The 19425-nt window shown below is 55.3% G+C and carries 16 protein-coding genes; 6 read left to right on the top strand and 10 right to left on the bottom strand.

Translation table 11 applies throughout. The features are described from left to right. Window positions 1-418: 418 nt before the first annotated feature. The 4 genes from ACERIT_RS08725 to ACERIT_RS08740 form a co-directional block, all read right to left on the bottom strand. Complete coding sequence (locus ACERIT_RS08725) at window positions 419-1450, bottom strand: hypothetical protein (RefSeq protein ID WP_373674460.1); 1032 nt, start codon at window positions 1448-1450, stop codon at window positions 419-421. Between the two features lie 366 nt (window positions 1451-1816). Beyond that, window positions 1817-2041 (bottom strand): hypothetical protein, encoded by a 225-nt coding sequence (locus ACERIT_RS08730; protein ID WP_373674461.1) that lies wholly within the window; start codon window positions 2039-2041, stop codon window positions 1817-1819. Next, entirely contained in the window at window positions 2041-5505 is a 3465-nt protein-coding gene (locus ACERIT_RS08735) for a hypothetical protein (protein WP_373674462.1), read from the bottom strand. Before ACERIT_RS08735 ends, ACERIT_RS08730 begins: the two co-directional genes overlap by 1 nt. Before the next feature lie 1027 nt (window positions 5506-6532). Further along, window positions 6533-6676 carry a hypothetical protein gene (locus tag ACERIT_RS08740; RefSeq protein ID WP_373674463.1) on the bottom strand — a complete coding sequence of 48 codons (144 nt, stop codon included), beginning with the start codon at window positions 6674-6676 and terminating at the stop codon, window positions 6533-6535. Between the two features lie 162 nt (window positions 6677-6838). Here ACERIT_RS08740 and ACERIT_RS08745 point away from each other — a divergent pair, with 162 nt between their 5' ends. Then, entirely contained in the window at window positions 6839-7162 is a 324-nt protein-coding gene (locus ACERIT_RS08745) for a hypothetical protein (RefSeq protein WP_373674464.1), read from the top strand. 12 nt (window positions 7163-7174) lie between these two features. Here ACERIT_RS08745 and ACERIT_RS08750 read toward each other — a convergent pair whose 3' ends face one another. Next, window positions 7175-7393 (bottom strand): hypothetical protein, encoded by a 219-nt coding sequence (locus tag ACERIT_RS08750; RefSeq protein ID WP_373674508.1) that lies wholly within the window; start codon window positions 7391-7393, stop codon window positions 7175-7177. A gap of 62 nt (window positions 7394-7455) precedes the next feature. On the opposite strand from ACERIT_RS08750, the gene ACERIT_RS08755 reads away from it, so the two are divergent. Together ACERIT_RS08755 and ACERIT_RS08760 are read left to right on the top strand one after the other, a co-directional pair. Then, entirely contained in the window at window positions 7456-8613 is a 1158-nt protein-coding gene (locus tag ACERIT_RS08755) for a helix-turn-helix domain-containing protein (protein ID WP_373674465.1), read from the top strand. 73 nt (window positions 8614-8686) lie between these two features. Then, a complete protein-coding gene (locus tag ACERIT_RS08760) occupies window positions 8687-11785 on the top strand; it encodes a class I SAM-dependent DNA methyltransferase (RefSeq protein ID WP_373674466.1) in 3099 nt (1032 codons plus the stop codon). A gap of 33 nt (window positions 11786-11818) precedes the next feature. On the opposite strand, the gene ACERIT_RS08765 is transcribed toward ACERIT_RS08760, so the two are convergent. The 4 genes from ACERIT_RS08765 to ACERIT_RS08780 all read right to left on the bottom strand — a co-directional run bounded on the left by ACERIT_RS08765 (window position 11819) and on the right by ACERIT_RS08780 (window position 14469). Beyond that, the gene (locus ACERIT_RS08765; protein ID WP_373674467.1) at window positions 11819-12427 is read right to left on the bottom strand and encodes a resolvase; all 609 of its coding nucleotides are present in this window, start codon (window positions 12425-12427) and stop codon (window positions 11819-11821) included. Between the two features lie 116 nt (window positions 12428-12543). Beyond that, complete coding sequence (locus tag ACERIT_RS08770; protein ID WP_373674468.1) at window positions 12544-12873, bottom strand: hypothetical protein; 330 nt, start codon at window positions 12871-12873, stop codon at window positions 12544-12546. A 371-nt stretch (window positions 12874-13244) separates the two neighbouring features. Next, a complete protein-coding gene (locus tag ACERIT_RS08775) occupies window positions 13245-13658 on the bottom strand; it encodes a hypothetical protein (protein WP_373674469.1) in 414 nt (137 codons plus the stop codon). Beyond that, window positions 13651-14469 (bottom strand): ParA family protein, encoded by an 819-nt coding sequence (locus ACERIT_RS08780; protein ID WP_373674470.1) that lies wholly within the window; start codon window positions 14467-14469, stop codon window positions 13651-13653. The genes ACERIT_RS08775 and ACERIT_RS08780 overlap by 8 nt, the downstream gene beginning before the upstream one ends. Before the next feature lie 177 nt (window positions 14470-14646). On the opposite strand from ACERIT_RS08780, the gene ACERIT_RS08785 reads away from it, so the two are divergent. Beyond that, on the top strand, window positions 14647-15009 hold the full coding sequence (locus ACERIT_RS08785; protein WP_373674471.1) for a helix-turn-helix transcriptional regulator: 363 nt from the start codon (window positions 14647-14649) through the stop codon (window positions 15007-15009). Between the two features lie 638 nt (window positions 15010-15647). On the opposite strand, the gene ACERIT_RS08790 is transcribed toward ACERIT_RS08785, so the two are convergent. Next, complete coding sequence (locus ACERIT_RS08790) at window positions 15648-16067, bottom strand: universal stress protein (RefSeq protein WP_373674472.1); 420 nt, start codon at window positions 16065-16067, stop codon at window positions 15648-15650. A 104-nt stretch (window positions 16068-16171) separates the two neighbouring features. Here ACERIT_RS08790 and ACERIT_RS08795 point away from each other — a divergent pair, with 104 nt between their 5' ends. Beyond that, the gene (locus tag ACERIT_RS08795) at window positions 16172-17338 is read left to right on the top strand and encodes an anion permease (protein ID WP_373674473.1); all 1167 of its coding nucleotides are present in this window, start codon (window positions 16172-16174) and stop codon (window positions 17336-17338) included. Window positions 17339-17555: 217 nt separating this feature from the next. Further along, a complete protein-coding gene (locus ACERIT_RS08800) occupies window positions 17556-19424 on the top strand; it encodes an SLC13 family permease (RefSeq protein WP_373674509.1) in 1869 nt (622 codons plus the stop codon). The last annotated feature ends 1 nt before the right edge of the window (window position 19425 follow it).

The following is a 19425-nucleotide window of genomic DNA, read 5'->3' on the forward strand; positions in this document are numbered from 1 at the left end:
CTGTCTTTACGGCTCCAGGGTTGCTTATTCACAACTTCTGGTGCAACTCACTTAATAGTTGGTATCGTAGTTGCCTCAATGTCAACTCTCGGTCGCGAGCATGCAGGCTCCCTCCCGGGTGACCTCATGCAATCGATCGTACCCGCCATCGAACGAATACAGCAAATCCAGTTGACGCAGTTGTTTTAGTGCGTCTGCGTACTCTCTCCCATCAATATTCGGGAATTCATGCTCAACACGGCTATAGAGTACCGTATTGGGGATCGTGCCGTGACTATCGATCGTATCGAGAATCGATTGGCTGATTCGTTTTTGCCGTGTTTCCGAGCTCATCAACCGGTCTGTGTACGGGTATCCCTCGGTAACTTATAAGCAGTAACGCAACGGGTGGAAGTAAAACCCCAACAAAACGACAAACCTACTCGTCTCGAGGGCCGTAAAACAACTCCGGACGCCACTCCTTCAAATCATCCACCAACATCTTGAATGTCATCACGTGGTCAACCGGCGGATGATTCAACGAATCGATTTCGGGGTCAGCACCCTCAAGACGTAGATTGTACGTATCTCGATGCCCCCGCATCGCGAGCGTCTCCGGAATCGGCATCGACAATCCAGTGTACCCTCGCATCGTTAATTCCTCCAACACACCAACGAGCACGTCACGCGTCGGGCAGACCCACCAGGACTCCCCCCGCAGGTAGGCAAGCTTCGTGGCGTCCGACTCGATCCCACCCACGTCACTCGTCCCGGTCTCAACCTCAAACACGTGACGCGTGTGCTTATCGACGTCCTCGCCGTTCACGAATTGCAGCCCGCCCTTCTGCCACATCACGCAGTCCAGCTCGGCCCCCTCGATTGTCGGGTACATTTCGAACTCCATCTGGTCGTTCCAGTCCCATTTTTCCTCGCTCCACCAACGAGTCAGGTGTATGCCGAGACGGTGCACGATGTTCTCGCCAGTATCCCCGGTGTTCTCACCGCTGAATGTTCGGTCGACGAGGTCTCGACCGCTCGGCGTCAAATTCCAGAACCTTCGGTGGATGATGCGTTCGCGTGGTTCTGAGTCGATGTATGGAGGGCCAATCAAATCGAGACGTTCGAGGAGTTCCAGGTCTGGATCGAACCAGTCCACCAACCATCGATGCCCCTCAGTGATGTAGTGCGTGCGCGTAACTCGCTCTTTGGTCTCGGGATGCTCGAAGAAGATCTCGCCGTCGACCTCGAGGTAGCCGAGGGCCGCGACGAACTTCAGGTCGGCCTCGGTGAGCGGGAATTCTTCTCGGTACTTCTTCAACAGATAGTTGACCTTCGCTTCCTTCCCGACTCGACGAGATCGACGTTCGACGCCTCGCTTTGCTTCCGGGCACTGCTCAAAGAGTTTCGCGTGTTTGGTTGAACCGTCACTGTGCTGCTGCTGTACGGGATTGCTTATAGACTGGCTGGCCATACTTACAACAGGATTTGGTTGCAATTAAGTGTTGTTACAGCTATACGAACAGACTGTCGTACTAGCCGACTGATAGGTATCGGCGAGCGCGAAAACAGCGTATTTGTTACAGCTATGCAAAGCGTTACAGCTATACTCTCGATGGGGTGAGCGCGGGACGTTCTGTTGTTACAGCTTCTGCAAATAGAGTAGAAGAACAAGAGAAAACAGTACCATGCAAAAAGTAATATCAAAATATTGACTCTAACACCACAGGGGCTTGAAACCGCGGGGAGGTGCCAGCCAAAGCGATCCCGGCCCAGTAGGCAACACTACCTGCCAGGACACTTCAAACTACGAACCGCATGAAAAAGCCCACCCGTCCGGCTAGCGCGAACTAACGGCGAGACGCCGCACGTAGGTCTCGAAATCAGCGACAGAACCAGCCAAATGCAAGTACTCCGGAGCCTGCTGTCCAGCTCCATTGAAATCGCTCACACCAGTGATGATCCCGTCGTTCACAGCCTGTTCCATCAACTCCATCGGGAGAATAGCCGCTCTGTGCGCGATCTCGCTCAAGTCTGCGGCATTGATTGTGGTAGCTGGCGCCATCACTTATCGCCTCCGAGGTAGCGGAAGACGTTCCCACCGACACTCTCAACAACACCGTCACTATCGAGTTCGTTCATCGCCAGCAACAGCGTCTTCGGATGTGCATCGATAGCCAGCGCAAAGGATGGCACGGACACGTCATCACCCTCATCGAAGCGTGCAGAAATCTTCCCACGGGCACGCTCAGCAAGCTCCTCAACGTCTTCGTCACCATCACCCGCAAACACAGCGGTACCTCCGTCAGAGGTGTCTGTGCCTTCAGAATCAGTCCTATCGCCACCATCAGCAACAGCAGTCACGATTTGATTCACACCAGAATCCGCATGACCGGTGTAACCGACGCCTTCCTGGATATTCTCAACCTTCGTCGTGCCATCCACGACCTCCAACTGGAGCGACCCCTTGTACGTGCTGACGCGCACGTCTTCCAGCACATACAACTCATCTTCCTCGAGCGGAGCCTTCCCGTCCAGCTCGCATCCAACCCAATCAACGATATCGATAGTACCGGTCGAGTCCGAGATCACGCCCTGGGCCTCTGGGCCGTGCTTGGAATCAGTATCCCAATTATTCACCTTTGCCGTGACCGTCGTGTACGGATTTCCTTCATTCGAAAGGTCATCAACAGCTGTCGCGACGTCCTCGAGCGACTCAGGATTCTTGGCTGGAGAGTCTTCCTCGTCACCGAGACCGAACGCACGCAGGTTCACGTCGAGAGCCTCCGCGACATGGTTCGTATCGATACGCGCACACCGGTTCAAACCAGTCGTCGGCTGCGAGTGCGTCAGCACGTAACTCCCAGCATCGTCGGAACGCTCCCGCATGTGATCTTTGTAGTCCGATGCGCTCGTCAGCAAGTCAACACTCGATACGTCGTGGTCGCGTACGTACTTGCTCACAGCGTCGTGACACGACGCAAGGTGCAGAGCCAACTCCTCGTTAGCCTGCCCCTCATTCACGACAGTGAAGTGCGTGTCTCGTTCCAAGTAATCTGCCTGGGCAGCCCGTGACAGCAACTCCACGAAGTCATCCAGATGCGAATTACGACCACCAGCACCTGCACCGATTTCCTTCGCGGCATACAGAATAGCCTCTTCCAGTTCTGCATCACTCGGAACCACGTCTTCAGTCACGTTTGCTTCCTCTTGGAGGGACTCGGCGAACTGACGAATCATCGACACACCGAAATGAATAGTCTGAATGCCCTGTTGCGGCAAGTTGTCGAGAGAATCGAAACCATTCGCGTTCAGGAGCTTCACAACTTCTTCTCGTGATTCTCGCCACATCGCCCGGATCTCGTCATCATCGATACCCAGCACGAACCGGTAGTAGGCGAGTGCGTGTTGTTCCAAATCACTACCATCTGGATAATGCATGTTACCTTCAGCATCGCGGTAGTCGCTCCCGGACAACCGTGAGAATGCAGTTACGGTGTCAGATCCGTCATCCTGAACGTCTCCCAGGAAGCGTGTTTGGATACTCCGGCGTTCCTCGGCGTTGCCCTGGATGCGCTGTTCACCGCTCACCATCACCGGTGCGAGAAGTTTGTAGTCATTCGTGGACTCGTCTGGATTCCCACGTGATGCGTTCGACCCGACTGTCGTTCCACGAAACAGCTTCTGGAACCGGTCGACCTCGTGGTCGGCCATGTCGCCAGGCTTGTATTCGTCGTACCACATCGGGATGCTGTTCGACGAGGAAAGCGCGGACGTCAGCGCAAACTTCGTGTCATCGACTTCCATCGGTAGCGAGTTCATTCCCACCAGCGCCCACAGCAAGCGTAGTGACGCAGATTTTCCGGCGCCGGTCTCTCCGACAATGGTCAGTGCGTTGAATTGCCCTTCCCAGTCCTGAATGTATGGACGCATCGGTGTCGAGTACAGCCAGCCGAGGACTGGCAGCAACCGCTCGCTGTTCCGCATGTCTGTCGCCAGGTCGATTGTTTCGAGAACGTGCTCAGGGTCGTACTCGGTGTGTTCATCTGGGGTCAGTGACCACGCACGCTCGGACGTGTTCCCTTTCTCAAGGTACACTGTTTCTGGGTTGTCAGTCCACCCGTCAGCCGTCAGTACACCATTCGGTGTGACAAGCTCACTACTCTCCGGTTTGATACCCATGTACCGTGTTCCGTCTCGGATTGGCGCGTCTTGACCGCCAATCAATTTCCGAAGCTCGGCCAGCCATTCATCGCCACCTTCCCACGTCGTCGTGATTCCGGTCACGACGTTCGACTTGAACGTGCGAGTGTCGTTGAATACAGTCGCTGGAACGGTGACAGTGTACGAGTTCTCACCGGATTGCGGGTGGACTTCCATCTCGATCAAGCGCTCGCCTTCCTTGAATAGGTACGAGAGCACATCGAGACGGAAGTTCGCCACAGTCACCCATTCATCATCACCGGTTTCTTCATCAACAGTCCAGTACCCACACGTATCTCCCTCGAACCGCAATGAGGAGAAGGAGTCGAACTGCTTGTCTTCCGCGGGGGCAGACCTTTGTTTTGGACGTGTCCCGTGATACGGAATCGAGCACAAGCACGACTCTTCTTCTTTCAGGATGCCGTGCTCTCGAAGCGTAGACAGCGCTGGCGGGCACATGCCAGCGAGATCCATTTTCTCTGCGAGACGCTTCAGGTGCTTGCGCGTCTTCTGTTCGTCAAACTCTGTTGAGTCACCGAATGGCGCGTATTCACCGAAATGCTCCGTAACTGTCTCAACAGAGTATCCGGCGGCGAGCCCGAGCAAGCCAGCAAACGTGTCGATTTTGAACGCGTTCGGATGCTCTTCTCTCGCTTCACTCGACCGGAACGACAGCGCTGCGTGGTAACAGTCTGGCATTTCATCTGGTGCGTCTCCACGCGCGAAGTCAACATCAACTGGATCGGCAGGGTCGTGCTCGCCAATCGGTTCACCACGAATCTCGACACGATCCAAGACTTCCCCAACGGAGAGGAACACGGGGACTCTGGCGTCGTTCGTCAGATCGTACTTACTGTCTTCGCACCCTGGAATGTCGGCAGGCGCGACGACGTGGGACTTGACTGCGGAGCCGCGCAGGTCAATCCAGTCGTGATTCAGGTTGATGTCGGATTCGGACACGGGGTCGTGCAGCGCGAAGTACAGGTGTGCACCGCCGTTTTGCGACTTAACGACTGGCACGTCCTCTGCATCCGTGACTTGCACGTCGTCAGCGTCGACCTGGTCGGTTTTGTACAGGTCGAGGTCGAAAATCAGCAGGTGAAAGCCGGTGTTGATGTTCTCAGTTGAGTCCATCCCGGCGATACCCCAGCGGTCATGCGAGGACTCCTGTACGTCTTCGTGCGTGTACACGTGCTCGGCCTCATCGAAGTCCTGACTGTACCCACCCCATTTGTCCATCGGGTGCTTGGTGTCGGACGCGATGCGGATGTACCGGAAGTCGCCAGTGTTGAATTCGAGATCTTCGTCGACTCCACCGTCAGTCATCAGGCGACGTTCGGTCGATGTGTCGGTGCTGCTGTTGTTGGTAGGTGTGCGCGATTCGTCTGGCGTATTCTGGGAGACCGAGAAGTCCCCCAGGGAGGTTTGTTGTGCGGACATTGTCTCAACCATGAGGCAGTTGGGCGGCGAGTGCGCGCCGCGCCTCACTTACCATCACGTACCCATCCGTATCTTAAAAGTGTTTGGTGTATCCAACCAACTAACAGTAGGATCAGGCAACTATGTGTAGTTTTCGCGGTTCGATTTAACGGGCATCTTCCGATTTAACACCCCGACGTTAACCAGAAAACCACCAGATAGCAGCGTGGTAGGTAACGCATTTAACAGGTTTAACGGCAAAAGATAGGGGGGTCTACCCGCTCAGGGAATCAGAACAGTAGATTAGAGAATCGCTCTCCACACGTACCCCCCATTACAGAGGTGTTAAATCTGTTAAATGGTATTACTATCGTACTGCTGCGTTGCGGTTTTCGGTTTAACACCCCAGATGTAAACCGGTGTTAAGGGTGTTAAATGGCTCAGGGAAGGATTCTTAATTTGTTGTACCAGTATGTTCTGGTAGAGCGGCTGACCGTCGTTCCAGCTCGCCCTCGGAAAAGGAGATCCTCAACCATGAGGCGGGCCATGCAGGGGCGGGAGTAGTGCCCTGCCCATTCTCGATAGTTCGGTAGGCAACAGTTTGTGTTGTATCCAGTGTCTTCTCGTCCCATAGCACAAACACTTATAAAGAACAAGTTCCTTTTTTAAACTAGAGGTGGGGTCTATCCGCCTCGTCTTCAACCATGAGGTAACTCTCGTCGGTGGGAGTAGTGCCCCGCCAACTGCCTTTCACACCCTTGAGCACTGCCTTTAGCTGTGTCGACACTGGATTGATCCACCCCTTATTGTGAGTGGTTGTGTTTTCACTACTCCAGTGCGTAGAGCGGTAAGCCGGTGTTTTCTTCCCCGTCTTCGTCCGTCCAATCCTTGTGGTGAGTGTCGCGCTAGCCGATCCTGACACCCGGAGAGTGGATTATTGGTCGCGGAAAACGATGAATATGTCCCCTTTGATGTTTCCGCATCCGTCGATCTCAATCCAGGACTGGTCTTCCTCGGTCATCTTGTCGACATTGTCGAACATCTCGACTCCAGCGTCTTTCAGTGCGATAATTCGCATACGTTTTGATTCGGCCAACAACTAATAAAACCTTTCAAATATTTGATGTGACTGTGACGTGTGAGAGTCACCTGTGAGTGTGACCTGTGAGAGTCACGCATAACACTCACTCCTCTCGATGTCATCGGCACCTACTTCCCACTGATGCGAGTTGCAAAGCGTGTGACAACCACCGACTTTAGCCCGGACATAGCACCCAACGCACCAACTGGCTGGAAGCGAATAACCAACGAACCAGCAAAAAGCGGTGAAGGATATCACGCATCATATCGACGCGTCGCGAACGGTATGACCGCAGATATCGACCTGCACTCAGCCCCCGACACCGATGTTGTTAAAGTCGTAATTGACGACTACACCGACCGGAACGACCCTGAGACAAGAACTCGAAGAGTCGAACGCACAGTCTCCAAAATCGAAGACGTCGAGACTCTCGAGGAAGTCGCTACTGAGTGGGTAGAGAAAGCCCGTAAAAACGACCTGTAACCTAACCAGACGTCACGCTGGCCGTAAGTCACGCCACCGCATATCGACCGACTCCTCCCGCCCGGCTAGCGCCACCCGAAAGAGAACACTATCGCGCTCATCCCCTGTCTCAGCGCCTGCATCATCCTTGATGACCGCAACAACAGTCCCTTCCAGGCCATGCAACCTGTCGAAATCCGGGTCAGTCTCATCCGGGATATCAATCCTGACTTCATCGCCCTCGGCATACATCTCGGGTTGATCACTCACTATGTTAATCAAAGACTAAGGTCACAGTGCATAACTGACTTGCTATGCCCCACGAAGACGCTCCACAGCGAGTTCTCCAATTTCTGGATGATGAGGGATACAATCCGTCTTCGCCCATCAGGAGCCAACGGATCGCAGAGTTTGTTCTCCAAGATCTCCTCCATATCAATAAAAAACTGCAAGACATGGCACAAAATGAAGAGATCGCATACCAATTGTCGTATAACGATTTCCCAACAAAAGCGTCTGGAGCGAATCTTGTTCTCGGGCCGGTGTCCCGTTCTGTCGAGCTAAAGGACGTCGAATACCCAATTGCAGAAGCTGAACCAGATGAGGTCTGGTTCGCCCTTAATATCGAATCATTGATGACTAGACATCAACAGAATCGAGGGAACTGTCTAAAACGCATGCAGTCTGCATTGCTGGAGGCACGGCTGGTCGAGAATCCTATCGTGATGGGCGGGCTTCTCTTAACGAATACTTCTGAGGAAGCGCTATTCGAACACTTGGACAGCGTTCGAGACCACGATGACCCCGGGACTCACGTTGACAATGTAATCTCTGATCTTGAACGGATGGATACCCGGTTGGAGAGCACGGACGTTTTGGGAGCTATTGTTGTCAATTACGATGGAATGTCCCCGGCTGAGCTCCATACGGACTTTCCAGCACCATCAGAGACCGACGAAATCCATTACGACTTGATGGTCAGTCGTATATCTAATGAAATTGATAAACAATTTTTGGGCCTTCCTGACCCCCAGACAGACACCGCTGTGGACTTCATCGACCGTGGAGAAGGCCGCACGATAGAATTCAAAGATCCACGCGCATCGGCAGATGACATCGCTAAGGTTGCCGCGTCCATGCTGAATACCGATGGTGGAGTAATACTGGTTGGCGTCAATGATGACGGGAATCTAACGGATATCCCAGATACCGACCAAACACAACACGACATTGCAAACACGTTCTACGAACGCCTTGGTGGGACTATTGGAGATATCATCATAGAAGTAGAGGAGGTAGACGGTAACGATGTCATCCTGATTCGCATTCCTCCCTCGCAACAGACCCTTTACGAAGTGAACGGAAAGTTCTATATCCGAATTGGCGAATCGAAAAAACCGATGACCTCTGAAGTCATCAACCGCTTCTTCAAAGATCGATTCAATAGCAACCCATCAGATTTCCTTAAATAAGGAAGGGGGTGATACAGAGTGGACTACCCAAAAGATATGACGGTGTGATTATTCTGTCTGCCTAAGAGTCTATATGAGTCGTCTCACTTCGGACGATGTTGAGCGAGAGGCCAAACATCACTTCGAACTCCACCACGCCCTCCGGAACCGAATCGGCGACGGTGAGGTGTGGGAAGTTGACGGCTACTCGTTCGATCGGGTTGAACCAGAGGAACCCACGGAGAGTGGCTTCGCCGACCTCGTCCTCTACGATGGAACTGATCCAGTACTGGTAATCGAATGCAAGAAGCTCGTTAAGGGCGAAGCAATCGAGGAGTTCGACCCCCACTCTTCGACCGTTATCAAGCAGGCCAGCGGGTATGCAGACGACCTTGGCGCCGAGTATATCGCGACGTATAATGGAGAGACGATGGTTTTGCTCCGAGCACACGAGGTCAATCGCGGGCTCCTCCACCGTCGCAAGATCTCATACAGTCAATCTGACTTCGACAGCCGCGAGGATCTCGCCTTCACCGTCCTTGAGGATATGGTCGCCATCGACCGAGGAGACGCTCGCCGATGGGACGAAGAATTCGACGTTCTCGTCGACCGCCTAAAGGAACTCCACCAGTTCATCTACCCCCACCTCGAGGACTCTCTCGAATCCCGACTCAGCGAAGACGACGACTTCGCCGGCAACTTCGCCGAATGGGCCAACAAACAGGGACTCGACTACGAGACGGACTGGGTCGACGATGACTCCCTCAGCCGCAAGAAGGAACGGCAGATGGAGACCGTCCACAACAAGTTCGCCCGCGAGGACGCGTACCTCCTTATCAACCAGCTCATCTTCTACAAGATCGTCGAGGACACCGATAAGTTCGAGACCTACACCTCCGAACTCGCGTACAAGCGGGCCGACACCGAGGACAAGATTCTTGCCATCCGCAACCTGAGCGTCGACGAACTCGACTTCCTCCGCGAGTACCTCAGCACGCGGTTCGACACCATCGTCGAGGACGTCGACTACAAGGCCGTCTTCGAACAGAACGACGTGTTCGGAAGCGTAGAGTACAACGACCGCGTCGCCGACACGGTCAACGACTTCATCGACGAACTCGGCGACTACAACCTCTCCGAGATCACCGGCGACTTCCTTGGCGAACTCTACGAGGAACTCATCCCGACGAAGGAACGGAAGGATCTCGGCGAGTTCTACACGCCGCAAAAGATCGCCCGCCTCATCGTCCACGCGACGATGGACTCTCCTGACGACATCGTCCTCGACCCCGCGGTCGGGACGGGAACGTTCCCCGTAGAGGCCTATGAGTGGTTGAACGACCACAACGGCAAGAGTCACCAAGAGGTGGTTGACCAGATCGCCGGCGTCGACGTCAACCGGTTCGCCGCCCACCTCGCCGTCATCAACCTCGCCCGCCAGAACCTCAACGCGAAGACCGAGCGCACGAACATCCACGTTGAGGACTTCTTCGACGTCGGCCCCGACCAACACCTCCTCTCCACAGAAACCGCCGACATCAACGAAAGCGAGAGTGGTTTCGACCCGTCAGTCACGCACAAGTTCGACGACGTGAACGTCGTCGTCGGCAACCCTCCCTACATCAACCGCAACGAAATCGACGACAAAGACGAGAAGAGAGACCACCTCCCCACGAAGTACGCCAACTACGGAAACCACTACATCAGCAAGAAGAGCGACATCTACCAGTACTTCTTCACGAAGGGACTGGAATGGCTGGACGATGGTGGCCGGCTCGGGTTCATCACATCCTACAAGTGGACGACCATCGAGTCCGGCGAGGGGCTGATGAACTACTTCCTCAACAACGCCAAGATCAAGGGCATCATCTGGTTCAACAAGGCCCTCTTCGAGGACGCCCTGGTCAACACCTGCGTCACCATCCTCGAGAAGCAAGGGGAAGACGATCCCGACAACAAGGAGGAACGCGACGAGAACGTCGTCCCCTTCCTTCGCCTCGAGGAGAAACGCCCCGTCTCGGAGATTCTCGACCTCCTCGACTCGGATATCTCCCACGAGGGCGAGAACTACCGGGTCATCCGCCGCAAGCAGTCCGAACTCGCCGAGGAGAAGAAGTGGAGCCGGTTCCTGGTCGCACCGACTGAGTACTTCGAACTCGTCCAGCACGACAAGATCACGACTCTCCCCGAGATCTGCGCGACCGAGGGCTATCTCACCGGCATCAAGACCCAGTGTGACGACTTCTTCAAGGTCGACGAAGGCACCGTTGAGGAGTACGAGATCCCCGATAAATACCTCACACCCGGCCTAATGACGAAGCGCGACATCGACGACGGTGCGTTCCTCTTCACCGCCGACGATACGGACGAGTACTTCGTCGATCTTCACGACCTCGTGCTGGACGTCATCGACGAAATAGAGAGCAGCCCCATCGTCAGCGACGACGGAGAGGTCAAGGCCACCAACAAGGTTGACACCATCCAGCGACTCGCACTCGAGCGGCTCCGAGACGAAGGCCACGACAAGTTCGCCGACTACATCGAGGAGAAGGGCGAAAAGCACGACTACCCGCCCAAGAACAAGGACGGCAGCCACGACCTTTCCCACAACATCTACACCAGGGGGGAAGTCTGGTTCGACCTCGACGAGCTGGAGACGCCCGAACTCGTCATCCCGGAGACTCGGCAGCACAACCCCGGCGTGATGTGGAACGTCGATAGGCTCGCCGTGAAGGACATCGGGCGTCCAGTATACCTCACCGCCGGTGAAGAGAAGCTGATGGCCGGAGTGATGAACTCCGCCATCGGTCGTCTTTTCATCGAGTCTCATGGCCGCATCAGTGGCGGGCAAGCTATTCGCGTAATGGTCTACGACATGAAGACACTCCCTGTTGTTGACCCGCGCGAAATCGAGGAGGAAGAGGCTGAACGCATTCGTGATGCGTTTGACGACTGGATCACCGACCCCAGTAATGAGGACTACAACGAGGAACTTGACGAAGCTGTCCTCTCGGTGCTGGACTGGGAAGATCGTGTCGAGGAGATCCAAGATATTGCTGAACGGATGAAGAACATTCGTAACGAGAGCCGCGAATACGAGGTCTTGGTAGGGGAGACCGAAAGGGAGATCGACATCTCAGATGTTGTCTCTGATGAAGCAAAAACAGAAACCCAACTTTCAGACTTCACATAGCCAATAGAGGGTTATTCGGAGTTTCGACCCCGACTATATTGGCTTTGTTTCGAGCCCAGGGTAGCTGTATCCGTGTTCAATCATCTGCTGCTCGTACTCGTCGCGCCGATTGAGGATGTTTGAGACGGTACCGGTACTACCCACAACATCAACTGCTTCGACGACTTCTCGATGTGTGTATCCCGAATCCTTCATCGCCAACACTCGTAGAACACCTTCGAAGTCTTCGTCCGGCTCCCACCCAAGACGTTCGTCGTCCCAATCTAGACCCGTTGGTGATTCTCCTTCACGACCCCCGTTCTCTCGGCGCTCAGCGCGAGCTTCCTTGGACTTCGAGATCTCTTGCAGTTTCACCCACATCTCGACGACGCGTTTTACCCTGAAAGCGAGAGACTCCGAATCGATGTCATCGGCGAACACGAATTCTGCACTGCCCTTTATCGCGGCGTCCTTAATGACGAAGTAGTAGTCGTCCCGGCAGATACGCGTATCATCGAACGCGAAGACGTGGTCGTACTTGCCGTCTCGGAGGCGTTCAATAGCAGCCTGTACCTCTGGGTTCGCGTCCAGACGGTTGTCGGACTCGATCCCTCGAGTGTGTCTGCTGAATCCGGTGTGGATGCCGAGGTCAACGTCCTCCACTTGCTCGTCAGTGTACCCGTAGTCTTTGTAGAGTTCCGTCGTGGTCTCGCGTTGGAGCGCGAGGCTGACTTTGTCGCGTTCGCCCTGGGAGCTCCGGATGAACCTGAGTCCGCGGCTCATTCGGCGTCACCCCGGCGGGATTCAATGGTGATGTAGAAGTGTCCGCGTTTGATGTCCCAGTCAAGATCGGCATTGAGCAAATGCATCGCGTGTGCGAGCGCCGTGGGAATGGCGACTGAGTACTGGTCGGCACTTTCGTTGTACTGTACTTGTGTTGTTTTGACCCCGTCTGGATTCTGGTGGCCTTCTAGATTGGCGGTGAGACTATCGCGAGACTCGACGTGCCAGGACAAGTGTTGGCCAGCGAGGTCAGGGAGGGTCTCGGCGTAATCGATGGGGATAGTTGTCACGATTCTGCCGGAGTTCTTGGTCTGGACGCGGGTCATCTGTACACGTATGTTTTTGTACGTGAATACTTATAAAACAAAAGGCGAGCACAGAATCCCGACCCCGTGAACACAAAACCACCCAAACAACCGAAAGAGCCAGCCGGACTCCACCGACCCGCCGGAGAAGCGGTTCATCGGCGGGCATCACCCTCACGCCGGTTGAATCGCTGCTGTAAGTGATGAACTCAGGGGTGCGAGAGCGCACAGTCATGAAATCGGGTGTGCGGCACCGAGCAGTGACGGACAAAAGTTTCAGGTATTTCACAGTGATGAACTCGGGTAAACGACTGGTCGCGTCCGGTGTGTCCCGAGTGTGCTGATCGTGGCACACTCGCCGAGCTGCATGCTTCCGACAGAGAACCAGCCGGCTAGCGTCGCCCGTCGCGCTTCTCCCGCACGTACTCCTCTAGGTCGTCGCTGTCGAGCGCACACTCCACCAACCCCTCGTAGAAGTGCCGGTGTTTCTCAATCTCGCCGTCGTCGTCGAGCTTGCTGCGCGCATCCAACTTCTCGTAGACATCGAGCAGGCGCTCGCGCAACTCTTCGGGGAGGTACATCGCTGTTTGTGGTCGGTCACGCACTGACCCACCAGATCCCCCCGTATCACCCGCATCATCCGTATCAGACGCATCACCCGCACCACCCGCATCACTCGCAGTACTCGTGTCAGCCGTGTCGGTCGTGTCGGTGGGGTCGGCGTCGCGATGCTTAGCGAATCGTTCGCTCAGCGCGTTCTGCCGGTCTTTCAACCCAGCCTCCTCATCGCCGATGTCGTCAGACATCGACTGTCACCTCCACGTCTGCGGCCTGTTCGAGCACCATCTCCGCGATCTCTCGATAGGTGTCGCGCAGCTGCTCGACGGCATCTTCCTCGTAGCGTTCCGGCTCGTAGCCGTAGATAGTCGTGCCGTCTTCCCAGGCATATCTTAGGGCGACGCGGTCGGGCACCGTGTAGACGTACTCGTCATCGAACTGCAAGCGGTACCACTCGAGCATCTCCTCGGCCATGCCATCTCGCGAGACCTGGTTTACGACCGCGCCGAGCATTCGCACGTTAACGCCGAATTCGGCCTCCAGGGTCTCGACTTCGTCGAAGAGCATCTCCAAGGCGTCGCGACTGGACTGTTGGGCTTGCGCCGGAAACAGGACGTTGCGCGCCGCAAGGATTGTGTTATCGGTGAGCGGGCCGAGGTTCGGCGGTGAGTCCATCACGATCGCATCGTATTCCTTATTCAGTTTGTCGAGCACTAGGCCGAGGCGCTCCTCTGTCCTACCTTGGAAGTACAGTTCGCGCTCGAGCTGGAACATGTCGATGTGCGCGGGCAGGATGTCGATGCCGTCCTCGTCGGTCGATTCGATGAGTCCGCCGACTTGCGCGAATTTGTCGACGTCGAGCATCACGTCGTACATCGACACACCATCGCGCAAGTACGCCGTGTCGTGGCCGAGTGCCTTGGTGGTGTGTCCTTGCGGATCAGCGTCAACGAGCAGTACCGAGTGGTTGAGATCTGCGATTGCGCCAGCGAGGTTCATCGCCGTGGTCGACTTGCCGACACCTCCTTTCTGCATGTTTATTGATAATCTCTTTGTCATCGGGAGTTCTCCAGCACTCACGCGAACCAGGGTGTGTGAGGCGCATAATGCGCATCACTCGTGTTGTATGCGTGGTGCATATACAACTGTATCCCTCCGAAGCATAAAAAGTTGGTTGTCTCTTCGGTGTTATTGCACAACACTTTTTATAGTATGCAACGTATACCGTTGATGTAGATGGTTGAATCAAAACAAATCAACGCCCCCTGCGATGCATGCGGTCTCGGCCCATACGAGATCGAATACATTCCAGTGTGCAAAACAAACACAACTTGGATCGCCGAAAACCGCTCCGACCACCTCTGCCTGGACTGCTTTGTCAGTTACGTACTCGAACACACCACACTCTCAGAACAAGAAGCCATGGTGTACGTGTACAAATACAGCGGCCATTCCCGCAAAGCAATCGCCAGTCTCCTCGACGTCAGCGATTCCCACGTCGGAGCGGTGATCGGGCGCATCAAAGAAAAGTACCGCACGGCAAAACAAACACAGATCCTCACTCCAATCCGGAGCAACGAAACAAAAACAACAGAATAACTCAGCGATAGAAGATATCCAGAACGGAACGTCTGGGGGTGGTCTTTGGCTATATAATAGCACCTCAAGCTGCTACCCAAATGCCCCACATGGACGGATCGATTGTCGAATTCGAGGCGGATCGGATAGAAGTGACACCGACATAGACACCAACGCAGGTGTGGCAAGCATACTGCTCATTCCGCGATGACCTCGGCTAGCGCGGCGCTAGCCGACAGCGTCTGCTATCGACCAGGTATCTATCGACCCTTAGAGACACTCACGGCCAGGGCTCGGGTACCTCTTAATAGGTTCCTCTACAACGGTCAGCAAAGGGCGCGTATCCAGCACCGGATACTATCTATTAGGCCTAACTGGGTAAACAAGGGGCACCCTCTGTATTCAACACGCACTACCTGTCGCTCTCTGAGGGTTCAACAGAGCCAGATACCTGCAAAGCCCCGGTTCTCAAGTAAACAGAAGATCAAGACACACCCCTCGTTGTGAGTGGGTGAGATACTACTCACAGTTACTTATGAGAGTCACACGTTACAGTGTCGCGTCACACGCACACGTCACAGTCCCTGCCTTTTCCGACAATAGTTGAGTCGGGTCTTTATCGATGCATACAGTCAACAACTTTGGTGGTCGTAGCCTCGTCAACGGACGACCGTCACCGGCACTGGTGAACGCCGGAACACCTTCTGTGCCACATTCCCGACAAAGAGTCGTTCAGCCAACGTTCCCCCGTGACTGCCGATAATTACCGTATCGAAATCCGCAGCTCGATTGATGATTACTTTGGCTGGGCTTCCCCACGCAACTTCTGTCGAGATCTCCGTATCGTACTGATCCGCAATATCGCGTGCACGCTGATGAACCGCTGATGCATGCTCTTCGGCAGCCTGCTGAATATCGTCCTCCAAGGCGAGACCCACTGCTTTCCCCATCATCCCAGACGGTTCCCCGACAACATGTAGCACCACAATCTCAGCATCTGGATGTGCTTCAAGGGCATATCGAACGGCCCGCTCGGCCATCTCAGAATCATCCACTGGAACAAGAACACGTGGAATCATACGCTACATAGGGCCGACCGCCCAATAAACACCGTGGATAACTTATCTCAATATTCGGTATAGGGTTCGGAACTTATACGTGTATTTAGAGAGTGCCTTTTGATATGGTCTCCATCCTTTTCCTCATTGGCCTGTTGGCAGCGGTATTTGTTGGCTTCAACATCGGTGGCTCGTCGACGGGAGTCGCGTGGGGGCCGTCGGTCGGTGCGAAAGTCGTCAACAAAACCGCTGCTGCGGCCCTGATGACCTTTTTCGTCTTTCTCGGTGGGTGGACTGTGGGTCGCAACGTGATCGATACGCTCGGGGGCGAGATCGTTCCTGCAACCCAGTTCTCTATCGAGGCGAGTATCGTCGTCCTCTCATTCATCGGGTTGGGGATGTTGTTCGCCAATATCTACGGCGTCCCTGTGTCGACCTCGATGACGGCTGTCGGTGCGATTGCAGGACTTGGTCTCGCGACGAACTCGTTGAATTGGGCCGTGATGGGCGAAATCGTCGTTTGGTGGATTATCGCGCCAATCGTCGGGTTTTGGTGTGGTGCTGTGATCGGTCGCTACCTCTACCCACACTTAGACCGCCTCTTTGCGATCCAGCAGACTAAGGGGCCGCTCATCACGTACGACTCGTCGGGAACGATTCCACGGCCCGTCCTCGGCCCTGGAACGACGCCACGTGAACTCATCAGTACGGCTGTTGTCTTGATTATCGCCTGTTACATGTCGTTCAGCGCAGGCGCGAGCAACATCGCGAACGCTGTTGCACCGCTGGTCGGTGGTGGTCTCCTCGGGCCGAGCTGGGCAGTTGGTCTCGGAACCGTCGCTATCGGTATCGGGGCCTTCACGATTGCCCGACGGACGATGGAATCTGTTGGGAACGGGCTCACTGATCTTCCACTGATGGCTGCCACAATCGTGATGGTCGTCGCTGCGACCATCACGACGGTCGCCTCGTGGCTCGGTATTCCGATCAGTCTGGCTCTCTCGACCGTCATGACTATCGTCGGTCTCGGGTGGGGGCGAGCGACACGTATCGCGACTGTGCCTGACCTCGCCCGTGGTGAACTCGAAGGCGGTGTATCAGTTAATGCTGTAACGGTGGAAACGGACGAAGAGGTGCCGGGCATCGGTGAGGAGACCGCCGAAGACCTGCAAGATGCCGGTGAGTTGTTTGACCCGTCAGCAGTGGTGCGGTTTGTTTCGTTTTGGATTATCGGCCCTTCGGTCGCGACTGGCCTGTCATACCTCTCGTTCGTCGTTCTCCCGATCACGTAACGGCCTTCTGAAGAACAATCGAATACGGAAAGTTGTTGAGAGAGCTCTGAGGGCAAGCTGTTCCGACAGTTCACCGTCATCTGAGTGTTACCCACGGCAATCATTGGCATAACTTTTGAAGGCGTTTTTAACCCCGGCCTTCTAACGTATCGGTATGCTTTCCACTCTTCCTTTGGCAGTCTTGCAGACGATGTTGCCTGCGGGACTTACGACCAATATGCTGGTCGTTCTCCTCGTCATCCTCGGAGCGATCATCCTGTTCGTGACCGAATGGCTTCCAATCGACGTGACCGCCATCGCCATCATGGTCACGCTCATCGTCCTCGAACCCTGGACGCAGATCACCCCTACGGAGGGTATCTCCGGGTTTTCCAGTCCAGCGACAATTACTGTCCTGGCAATGCTCATCCTGAGCGCAGGAATTAGCCAGACTGGTGTCGTCCAGATTATCGGTCGGAAAATCTCCTCGTATGCTGGTGACAGCCTCAACAAACAGCTCCTCGCCACTATCGGTGTGGCGGGCCCCACGTCGGGGTTCATCAACAACACGCCGGTCGTTGCGATTCTCGTCCCGGTCATCTCCGACGTCGCACACAAAGGAAAGACCTCTCCGTCGAAACTGCTCATTCCCCTGTCGTTCGCGTCGATGCTCGGTGGGACGCTCACACTCATCGGTACCTCGACGAACATCCTCGCCAGCGACACGGCAGCCCGCCTCTCAGGCGAGTACCCCTCCCTCCATGCCTTCGATTTCTTCGAATTCACCATCCTCGGGGTCATCGTTCTCATCACGGGCTCGATCTACCTCCTCACGATCGGTCACCGGCTCTTGCCCGAGCGCGTACCAGTCGAGGAAGACTACGTCGAAGAATACGAGATCACGGATTATCTCGCAGAAGTCGTCGTTCGAGATCACTCGCCACTGGTCGGACAAACCGTCGAAACTGCCATCGAAGAGGCCGAAACGGATGCCGATATCCTCCAGCTCATCCGTGACGGTGAACGCTTCACCGAACCACTGGCACGCAAACAGATCGACGCCGGTGACACCCTGCTCCTCCGCGCAAGCAGAGATACGCTGGAGCGACTCGCTGTCGCCGACGACCTCGCCATCGCGGGATCGGTCGAAACGGACGAAGAACTCGAACCCGAGCAGACCACCGACCAGTCCATCGTCGAAGTCGTCATCCCATCGCGGTCGTTTCTCGTCGGGGAGACGCTCACGAGTTCGTCCTTCCGAGAGCGCTACAACGGCAACGTTCTCGCGCTCCGAAGCCGCGGTGAAGTCATCCGTGACCGTATGGAGGACATCAAAATCCGGGCGGGTGACACGCTGCTGATCCAGGCCGAGTCCGACAGTATCGACCGGCTGGCACAGAACAACGACTTCATCCTCGCACACGAGGCTGACGACCCAGACTATCGAACGGACAAGATTCCGCACGCAATCGCCATCATGGTCGGCGTTGTCGGGTTCGTCGCTATGCCCTGGGAATTTCTTGGGAACGGCCTTGCGTCACTGACTGGCGTCGAACAGTTCACGATGCTCGCTGGGGCACAACAGAACATTCTCGTGACTGCGCTCGCCGGCGTCGTTGGAATGGTTGTGACTGGGGTGCTCAAGCCGAACGAGCTGTACGACTCGGTTGACTGGGACGTGATCTTCCTGCTGGCGGGCGTGATTCCGTTGGGTATTGCGCTCGAACAGACCGGCGCAGCACGGCTTCTCGGGAATCTCGTCTCCGCTTCCGCGGATTTCCTGCCCGTGATACTTGTCTTATGGCTGTTCTACATCTCCACGGGTCTCATCACGAGTGTTATTTCCAACAATGCCAGCGTCGTGCTGATGATACCGGTCGCAGCAGCTTCGGCAGCACAAATCGGTACGAACCCGTTCGCGTTCGTGCTCGCGGTGACCTTCGCTGCCTCCACGGCGTTTCTGACGCCTATCGGCTACCAGACGAATCTGTTCGTGTACGGCCCCGGCGGCTACACGTTCGCCGACTTCTTCAAAGTCGGTGCACCGCTGCAACTCCTGCTCTCGATAGTCACCACCCTCGGAATTGTTTTCTTCTGGGGGATTTAAC

It is taken from the genome of Halopenitus sp. H-Gu1 (genome assembly GCF_041821145.1).
GTDB lineage: Archaea > Halobacteriota > Halobacteria > Halobacteriales > Haloferacaceae > Halopenitus.